This is a genomic window from Frankia sp. AgKG'84/4, from assembly GCF_023242965.2.
GTDB lineage: Bacteria > Actinomycetota > Actinomycetes > Frankiales > Frankiaceae > Frankia.
Genome location: NZ_JALKFU020000188.1, coordinates 1 through 8,919 on the forward strand (window position 1 = coordinate 1; position 8,919 = coordinate 8,919).

8 protein-coding genes and 1 pseudogene are annotated in these 8,919 nt (G+C 73.9%); 4 read left to right on the forward strand and 5 right to left on the reverse strand.

Features of this window, described 5'->3' with window-relative positions:
* Positions 1 to 921 precede the first annotated feature (921 nt).
* On the forward strand, positions 922 to 1,080 hold the full coding sequence (locus tag MXD58_RS13480; RefSeq protein ID WP_248837463.1) for a hypothetical protein: 159 nt from the start codon (positions 922 to 924) through the stop codon (positions 1,078 to 1,080).
* 165 nt (positions 1,081 to 1,245) lie between these two features.
* Here MXD58_RS13480 and MXD58_RS13485 read toward each other — a convergent pair whose 3' ends face one another.
* The 5 genes from MXD58_RS13485 to MXD58_RS13505 form a co-directional block, all read right to left on the reverse strand.
* Positions 1,246 to 2,232, reverse strand: coding sequence for a hypothetical protein (locus MXD58_RS13485; RefSeq protein WP_248837462.1), 987 nt, complete (start codon positions 2,230 to 2,232; stop codon positions 1,246 to 1,248).
* Complete coding sequence (locus tag MXD58_RS13490) at positions 2,229 to 2,780, reverse strand: hypothetical protein (protein WP_308301961.1); 552 nt, start codon at positions 2,778 to 2,780, stop codon at positions 2,229 to 2,231. Before MXD58_RS13490 ends, MXD58_RS13485 begins: the two co-directional genes overlap by 4 nt.
* A gap of 216 nt (positions 2,781 to 2,996) precedes the next feature.
* On the reverse strand, positions 2,997 to 3,539 hold the full coding sequence (locus MXD58_RS13495; RefSeq protein ID WP_248840761.1) for a helix-turn-helix domain-containing protein: 543 nt from the start codon (positions 3,537 to 3,539) through the stop codon (positions 2,997 to 2,999).
* 284 nt (positions 3,540 to 3,823) lie between these two features.
* On the reverse strand, positions 3,824 to 5,380 hold the full coding sequence (gene glpK, locus MXD58_RS13500; protein ID WP_248840760.1) for a glycerol kinase GlpK: 1,557 nt from the start codon (positions 5,378 to 5,380) through the stop codon (positions 3,824 to 3,826).
* A gap of 155 nt (positions 5,381 to 5,535) precedes the next feature.
* Positions 5,536 to 6,270 (reverse strand): hypothetical protein, encoded by a 735-nt coding sequence (locus MXD58_RS13505; RefSeq protein ID WP_250609367.1) that lies wholly within the window; start codon positions 6,268 to 6,270, stop codon positions 5,536 to 5,538.
* A 269-nt stretch (positions 6,271 to 6,539) separates the two neighbouring features.
* On the opposite strand from MXD58_RS13505, the gene MXD58_RS13510 reads away from it, so the two are divergent.
* The 3 genes and pseudogenes from MXD58_RS13510 to MXD58_RS13520 form a co-directional block, all read left to right on the forward strand.
* Positions 6,540 to 7,286, forward strand: coding sequence for a helix-turn-helix transcriptional regulator (locus MXD58_RS13510; protein ID WP_248840758.1), 747 nt, complete (start codon positions 6,540 to 6,542; stop codon positions 7,284 to 7,286).
* Positions 7,283 to 8,695 carry a Fe-S cluster assembly protein SufB gene (gene sufB, locus MXD58_RS13515; protein ID WP_248840757.1) on the forward strand — a complete coding sequence of 471 codons (1,413 nt, stop codon included), beginning with the start codon at positions 7,283 to 7,285 and terminating at the stop codon, positions 8,693 to 8,695. The genes MXD58_RS13510 and sufB overlap by 4 nt, the downstream gene beginning before the upstream one ends.
* Positions 8,695 to 8,919 (forward strand): annotated as a pseudogene (locus MXD58_RS13520) (Fe-S cluster assembly protein SufD); the annotation flags it as partial. The gene sufB and the pseudogene MXD58_RS13520, both read left to right, overlap by 1 nt.

Here is an 8,919-nt window from a genome sequence, read left to right on the forward strand (position 1 = left end):
GCCGCGTCCCCGCGACGCGGCCGGTCGCTCCTCCGGCGGGCCGTCCCGCCAGCAGCTCGTCCCGCCAGCAGCTCGTCCCGCCAGCAGCTCGTCCCGCCGGCAGCTCGTCCGTCCGGCCGGACGGCCCGCGACGGGGACGATTCGATCATGACTGGAGTTCCACTGACGGGCGGGCCGACAGTCCCGAATCCGCGCCGCCCAAGCCGGCCCGTTCCCCTGCCGATTGGCTCTTGCGCAACGCCTTCCGGTCACGCACTCTTGTAGATGTTCAGTCGGTCCTCGTTGTTCCGGCGTTAGTGCCGTTGTGGTCGCGGCTTCCTCGGGATACGACGTTCGTGCCGGCTCGCCGTCTCGGTGGGCTGGCGCTCCGGTCATCCCGGGTTCCGCCCGGCCGCGCGAGCGCGCGCAGGACGCCTTCACCTGCTGGACGTGCTCCACGCACTGGACAGGCTTCACCCACTGGACGGATCAGCGCGGGCAGTAACTGCCCGCCCCACCGCGGAGGAGGGCAGTCGTTGTGATCACTTCTGACGGTGCGACTACCCGCGCACGGCGCCGCCAGGTCCCGGCCCGCCAGGTCCCGGCCCGCTCGGCCGCGCCGAGGCGTGTGTCCGGTCGCGGTCGCCCGCTCGGGTGTACCTCCCGCGCCCACATCCCGGCGTGGCGCCGGGTGCCGGCGGGCGAGCATCGTGCTGGCCGCGTCGCGGCCGCCCAGGTCGACTGTCTCTAGCCGCCCTCGCCGCCCGCGCCGGATGACGGCTGTTCGGGCCATCGCCGCGGCACTTCCCGCGGCCGGGCCCGCAGCCTGATCCGACGGTTCTGGCGACAAACGGCGGCCTGCGGCATTCGGGGTATCGGTCACTCGTCGCGGTCATCCGCGCTGTACCCGTCCTGTTCTCCTGCTACTGGGAGGTGAGAGCCGTGGCCATCACCACGACCAACCTGCTCAACACCCCGAACGAAGACCAGCGCGTGGAGCGCGTCCGGCGCGCCGCGCTGGCCGCGTATGTGGACGGGAAGATCAGCTTTGCCCAGGCGAATCTGCGGATCCGCAAGGCCATCGAACGCTTCGTCGCATGATCAGCCGCCCACGGCCCAGGGGGCGGCGCCGGCCTCCTGCCGGGCCGTCCGCGGGTGGCGCCGTGCGCCGTCCGGGACGCCAGGCCGGCGGCCGGCCCATCCGCCGGGCTCGCCGCCGCAGTTGAGCGCCGCCGCGGCAGCCGCTCAGTCGCGACCACCTCGGCCTCACACCAGGTGCAGTCGACGGTCGGCCACGCCCACGGTGAGCCGCTGCCCCCAGGAGAGTTCGATCGCGTCCGTCTCGATGCCGTCGCCGAAGACGACCATGCGGTCCGCCTCGACCACGATCTCGATCCGCTGTGCCCCGGCGAGGCGGCCCTCCGTGCACAGGGTGCCCGTGGCGGGCGAGGGCCATGCCTCCCGGACGAACCAGGCCAGCGCGCCGGCCGTCGGCGCGGGCAGCGCGACCTCGCTGCGTCGCTGCGCCCAGACCGACCGGCACCAGCCCGTCGCGCCGGTGCCGGTGCCCACCAGCAGGCCGGACGACGCCTGGCGCTCGACCGCCGGGGCGGCGCCGCCCGCGGCCTCAGCCGGAACGCGCAGGACGTAGCGGGCGGTCTGATGCCCGGCGTCGCCGATGAACACCTCGTTGAGCGCGACCAGCCGCTGCCCGTCGTCGGACACCGCCTCGACCATCGTGAGCTCCCGGGCCGCGGCCAGCTCGCGGGCCGCGGCGAGCCCGCGATCCCTCACCGCGGCGCCCTGGCCGGCCGCGACCGGCGCGCCCGCCCCGGCGGAGGGCTCCAGCGCCCGCAGCAACGCGGCCGCCTCACCGGGCTCATGGCGGACGAGCACGCCAGGGTTGCGGCCCGGATCGGCGTTGACCCCGACGACGGGCTGCCCGTGCAGGTACTTCGCCACGTTCGCGACCAGGCCGTCCGGCCCGACGCAGAGCACCACGTCATCCGGCGCGAACAGGAACCGGTCCAGGTCCGACCGTTCCACCTCGCCGCGCCGCCAGTGCGGCGGGACCGCCGCGGTGACCGCGAGCCGGGCGGCGTCCGCGGCGTCGTGGGTGGCCTGCACCTGTGCCAGCTCCCGCCCGCGGGTGCGCAGGAAGAACTCCGCCTGACCGCGGGTGCCGTGCCGGGCGAGAAGCTCGGTGTACTCGGTGCGCCGGTGCACGAGCACCGCGCGCGGGGCGAGGCTCACCGCAGGCCGTCCGCGGCGACGCGGCCGAGCCGGGCGAGCGTCTCGGTGATCATGTCCGGGGTGATGGTGAGGGCGCCGATCGCCGGCAGGTGGCCGGCGAGGTCCCGCACGGCGAGCGCGACCATCGCCGAGGTGTCCAGGCCGGTGACGGCGGCGACCCGGGCGGCCTCCGCGTCCGCTTCGGCCTGGCCGACGAGCCGGACGGCCTCGGCCCGCGCCGCCGCCTCCACCCGGACCCGATCTGCCTGCGCCCGGGCGGCCGTCTGCGCCCGCTGTGCCTCGGCCTCGGCGGTGATGCGCGCGGCGGCGGCCTGCTCGGTCATCCGGCGCTGCTCGTTGGCGCCCTCCTGGGTGACGAGGCGTTCCGCGCGGGCAGCCAGTTCGATCTTGCTCTGCAGCTCGTTCTCGGCGATCCGCCGCTCCTGCTCGACGGCGAGCGCGCGCCGGCCGTAGGTGGCCCGATCGGCCTCGGTCTGGATCTGCTCGCGGGTCGGCGTGCACAGCGCCTTCTCCACGTCGGGCGCCGGGCGCACCGCGGCGACCCGCACCCCGCGCCCGCCCGGCCCGGCCCGCGCCGGAGCGGGTGGGGGCGGACCGCGCGGAGTAGGTCTTCACGAGGCCAGCGACGCTGACTGCCAGTATCTCGGCCACCTGGCGATCCTACGGATCCCGCGACGGCACCGGGGTTCTGCTCCCCGGCCCGATCGCGCGCGGACCCGACCGGGCCGCCCGGGTAAACCGGCGGACGAGCGGCGCACGCACCGTCAGCCCCGCTGGTGGGGCGCCCGGGCGACCGGTACGCGGCGTCGGGAGTGGCCGGCCGCGACCGGCTCGCCCGGTTCCACCAGCGCGCCCCAGGCCCCAAGCCGCTCGTAGAGCGTCGTCGGGGTGGTGCTGTAGAGCCGGGACAGCGACTGCAGGTCCGAGCGCCGCAGCCGCAGCACGTCACGCGAGCTGTCCGAGCGTAGGACCTGCACGATCGCGATCCAGCGCCGCAACGGCCCGGTCCGCGTCGGCGGCAGCTTGCGCAGCCGGCGCAGGTCGATGACGAGCGGCGGGAGCGCGTCGACGTCGCGCCGTTCGGCGGCGGGCGGGACGAGCAGGGTAGCGGGCACGTCGTACAGGTCGGCGAGCTCGACGAGCCGGTGCACCCGCAGCGTGCGGGAACCTCGTTCGTAGGCACCAAGGGTTCCCGCGGTCCACCGGCCATGGGTGCGCTGCTGGACGTCCAGTAGCGACAGGCCACGCCGGTTACGCGCCGCGCGAAGCCGGCGCCCGAGCTCCAGGGCGTAGTCCGCCTCTGTCACGGTCTCCGTCCGGGTCAGGTCGGCAGGGGACGCCAACCGCCCCCTGTGACAGCCTGTCAGGCATCGGTCCGTCAGGCAGCCGGTTCTCCCAAGAAGGCGCGAGCCAATGTGGCCCCGATGTGGTCCCATGAATGCAGGGCGCTACCCGCTTTCCCGCCGTTTCGACCCGTTGGCGTCACCTGGTGACTGATTTACGGCTCTTGCCATAGTTGCCTGAGTTGGGCGGCGGCAGCGGCGTCCGACCGGCCGATCCGGGAGGGGGCCAGCCCCGTCCGGGCTGAGTGTCACGCGCCGGCCACGCGGCCCCGCGCTCCAGGGCCGCCCTCGCCTGGGTCGCCCTCATCGTCCCAGCCGCGGGCCCGCTCGACGGCGTCATGCCAGCGGTCGTAACCGGCCCCGGCGGGCCCTGCGGTCGGGTGGTAGCGGCGCCCCTCGCGGCGCAGGCCGGCCAGGGCGTCCGCGTCGGGGAAGAACCCGGTCGCGAGGCCCGCGAGGTAGGCCGAGCCCAGTGCCGTGGTCTCGATGTCGGCGGGCACGTCGACATCGACGCCGAGCACGTCGGCCTGGAACTGCATGAGCCACGGGTTGCGGGCGGCCCCGCCGTCGGCGCGCAGCTCTGTCACCGGGTGGCCGGCCGCGGCCATCGCCTCGACGACGTCGCGGGTCCGGTAGGCGATGCCCTCCAGCACCGCGCGGACAAGATGCGCCCGGGTGGTGCCGCGGGTGATGCCGAGCAGCGTGCCACGGGCCCGCGGGTCCCAGTAGGGCGCGCCCAGGCCGGCCAGCGCCGGGACGAAATACACGCCGTCGTTGCCGGGAAGCGACGCGGCCAGCTCCGCGGTCTCCTCGGCGTCCCGGATGACACCGAGGGAGTCCCGCAGCCACTGCACGGCCGAGCCGGTGGACAGGATCGCGCCCTCCAGGGCGTAGCGGACCGGTTCGCCGTCGAGCTGATAGGCGGCGGTGCGCAGCAGCGCAGACTGCGGAGGCGGCACCGTCGCACCCGCGTTGACCAGGACGAACGAACCGGTGCCGTAGGTGTTCTTGGCCTGCCCGGGACGCAGGCAGCCCTGGGCGAACAGCGCCGCCTGCTGGTCCCCGACGGCCGCGGCGACCGGGACCCGAACGCCGAGGAACGCCTCCGGGTCGGTCCTCGCGTACACCCGGGAACTCGGGACCACGGCGGGCAGCATCTCGGCGGGGACGCCGAACAGGTCGAGCATGTCCGGCGCCCAGTCGGCGTCCGCCAGGTCGAGCAGCATCGTCCGGGAGGCGTTGGTGACATCGGTGACGTGGGTGGCGCCGCCGGTGAGGCGCCAGATCAGCCACGAGTCGACCGTGCCGAAGGCCAGCTCGCCGCGGCGCGCGCGGCGGCGCAGCTCCGGGTCCCGCGCCAGGATCCACTCGATCTTCGTGGCGGAGAAGTACGGGTCGAGGACCAGGCCGGTGCGGGCGGCGACGGCCTCGGCGTGGCCGTCGGCGGCGAGCTGTTCGCAGCGGGCGGCGGTGCGCCGGTCCTGCCAGACGATCGCCGGGTGCACCGGCGTCGAGGTCGACCGGTCCCAGACGACGGTCGTCTCCCGCTGATTGGTGATGCCGAGCGCGGCGATGTCCGCCGGCACCCGGCCGGCGTCGGCGAGCGCCGCGGCGACGGTGTCGACGGCGCCGCGCCACAACTGCTCGGGGTCCTGCTCGACCCACCCGGGCCGGGGGAACTGGGCAGGCACCGCGGTGTGGCCGCGGCCGACGACGGTGGCGTCGGCGTCGAGCAGGCAGACGGTGGTGCCCGTGGTGCCCTGGTCGATCGCCGCCACCACCGGGCCCCGCGCCGCTGCGGCCATGCCGTGCCTCCCGCCCCGCGGGCCGCCCGCCCGCACCGTCGATCACCCGCGCTGTCGGTTCTACCCCGGCCGATCCGTCGCCGACGTCCCGGGGGCCGAGCATGGCCCACGGCGCGGCGAGCGCGGCTGCTCCGCACCCGGCCGGCCCTGTGGCGTCAGCCGATGGTCGACAGGTCCACGGGGGAGCTCGGCGGGGTGGCGGCGGCCGGGGCGCGGAACTCGGTGAACGTGAGCCGGGTGGTGGAGGCGCCGGCCAGGGTGATCCGCACCGGGTAGGCCGGGCCGGTGTTCGCCACGTCGAAGGTGGTGCCGTCAGACGCGGTCGCCCGGACTACCCGGGCGCCGTCGACCGTGTCCTGGCGGACGCCGCCGGCCAGGCCCGCGAGGTAGCCGCGCAGCGAGTCGCTGTAGCGCTCGAGGGTGAAGTAGCTGTACTTCGCGGCGTCGGTCGCGGCGAGGCGGACCCAGCGGTCGGCGAGCAGGCTGGCGGCGGCGTCATCGCCGGTGGCCGTGTAGTACCCGCGAGCCCGGCGCACGTACGTGTCGCCCTTGATCTTGACGAGCTGCGTCTCCTGGTCGTACTCCTCGACCGTGCCGCGGGTGGTGGTCGGTGACATCACCAGGTCGAACTGGGCCGGCGCGTCGGACCTGGGGTCCGAGACCGCGCCCACGAGGTGCACGCCGGGCGCGGTGCGCAGGGCCGTCAGAGTCCGGGTGCCGACCTCGCCGGCGGGCAGGCGTTCCAGGCCGTTGGTCACCCCGCCGCCCCCGCCGCCCCCGCCCCCGTCGCAGGCCGCCGCGGCGAGGGTGACCAGCAGGCCGAGGACGAGCAGCGCCCGCGGCGCGCGCGGAACTCGCGGGAACAGGCCGTGCCGTGGTCGGGCCCGCATCAGTCCGTCGCCTCCAGATCCCCAGGTCATCGTCGTGGAGCCCGATGGTGCCGGACGCCCGATGGTGGGGAAAGTCTGGCAGCACCCGTTCGGGGGTGGTCGATCACCCGCCGCCGGTGGGTGGATGTTGTGTCGCGGGCGCCCGCGGTGGGTTCGGCGGTGTCGTCGTGGCCGGGCTGTCGCGGATGTGACGCGGATCAGGTGCTCACGGGGGCCTGACAGGGGGGTCTCGGTTCGACCACGTCCCGGAAATAGGGCACACTGGCGTTGTGAAAAACGACCACGATGCCTCGGGCGGGACGGCCGACGGCCGCACCCGCGACCGGGTCGTGCGTCGGCTGCTGGAGGGCGGATCGGCCACCGCGGCCGAACTGTCCCGTCAGCTCGGCGTGTCCCCGGCCGGTATCCGCCGCCATCTCGACGCGATGGTCTCGGACGGATACATCACCCCGATCGAGACCCGTCCCCGCGGCCCGCGGGGACGGGGCCGCCCCGCGAAGTGCTACGCGCTGACAGAGGCCGGCCACGAGGCCGGTCCGTCGGCCTACTCGGATCTCGCGGCCGGTGCGCTGCGGTTCCTGGCGGAGGTCGTCGGCCCGTCGGCGGTCAGCCAGTTCGCCGACAGCCGCGCCGCTGACCTGGAGCGCCGGGTGCGCTCGGCGGTCGTCGCCGCGGATCCGGCGGACCGCCCCGCCGCGCTGGCCGAGGCGATGACGGCGGCCGGGTACACGGCCAGCGTCTCCGAGCTGCCCACCGGCCTGCAGATCTGCCAGCACCACTGCCCGGTCCAGTTCGTCGCGGAGCGCTTCCCCGCGCTGTGCGACGCCGAGACCGCCGCGCTGTCCCGGGTGCTCGACACCCACGTGCAGCGCCTGGCGACGATCGCGCACGGCGACGGCGTCTGCACGACCCACATCCCCGCGGGTTCGCCCGCGGCGCCCGACGGGGCTGCCGCCTCCCCACCCGCGTCCCCGAACTGCCCGCCATCCCCGTCTTCGGAGGGTTCCGCCTCATGACAACCTCTGCCGAGACCGCCCTTGAGGGCCTTGGCTCCTACCGGTTCGGATGGGCTGACACCGACGCCTACGCCGACGACGTCGAGCGTGGCATCTCCGAGGCGGTCGTCCGCGGCATCTCGGCGAAGAAGTCCGAGCCGTCGTGGATGACCGACCTTCGTATGAAGGGTCTGCGCCTGTTCGAGCGCAAGCCGATGCCGACGTGGGGCGCGGACCTCACCGGCATCGATTTCGACAACATCAAGTACTTCGTCCGCTCCACCGAGAAGCAGGCCGCCGAGTGGTCTGACCTTCCCGACGACATCAAGGCGACCTACGACCGGCTCGGCATCCCGGAGGCGGAGAAGCAGCGCCTGATCTCGGGCGTCGCCGCGCAGTACGAGTCCGAGGTCGTCTACCACAAGATCCGTGAGGACCTTGAGGAGCAGGGCGTCATCTTCCTGGACACCGACTCCGGCCTGCGCGAGCACCCGGAGCTGTTCCAGGAGTACTTCGGCTCGGTCATCCCGGTCGGCGACAACAAGTTCGCCGCGCTGAACACGTCCGTGTGGTCGGGTGGCTCGTTCATCTACGTGCCGCCGGGCGTGCAGGTCGAGATCCCGCTGCAGGCCTACTTCCGGATCAACACCGAGAACATGGGCCAGTTCGAGCGGACTCTGATCATCGTCGACGAGGGTGCCTACGTGCACTACGTCGAGGGTTGCACCGCGCCGGTCTACTCCTCGGACTCGCTGCACTCCGCGGTGGTCGAGATCGTGGTGAAGAAGAACGCTCGCTGCCGGTACACGACCATCCAGAACTGGTCGAACAACGTCTACAACCTGGTCACCAAGCGCGCCGCCTGCCACGAGGGCGCGACCATGGAGTGGATCGACGGCAACATCGGCTCCAAGGTCACGATGAAGTACCCGGCCGTGTGGATGCTCGGTGAGCACGCCAAGGGCGAGGTCCTCTCGATCGCCTTCGCCGGCCCCGGCCAGCACCAGGACGCCGGCGCGAAGATGGTGCACGCCGCGCCGAACACCTCCTCGACGATCATCTCGAAGTCGGTGGCCCGCGGCGGTGGCCGTACGTCCTACCGCGGCCTCGTGCAGATCAACGAGGGCTCGACGTCGTCGCGGTCCACGGTGAAGTGCGACGCGCTGCTGGTCGACACGGTCAGCCGCTCGGACACCTACCCGTACATCGACGTGCGCGAGGACGACGCGTCCATCGGCCATGAGGCCAGCGTCTCCAAGGTCGGCGCCGACCAGCTCTTCTACCTGATGAGCCGCGGCCTGGCGGAGGAGGAGGCGATGGCGATGGTCGTGCGCGGCTTCGTCGAGCCCATCGCCCGCGAGCTGCCGATGGAGTACGCGCTCGAACTCAACCGCCTCATCGAACTGCAGATGGAAGGTTCGGTCGGCTGATGGCCGTTATCGACGCCACCGGGCGACCCCCGGCGGCCTCCGGAGCCGTGCCCCGCCCGGTGCGTTCGCGCAGCCCGCTCGACCACCTGGTGCCCACCGGCCGCGAGGAGGCGTGGCGGTTCACCCCGCTGCGCCGGCTGCGCGGCCTGCCCTCGGGTCCCGACGCCGACGGCACCGTGTCGGTGTCGGTCCAGGCCCCGGCCGGGGTCGCCGTCGAGCGGCTC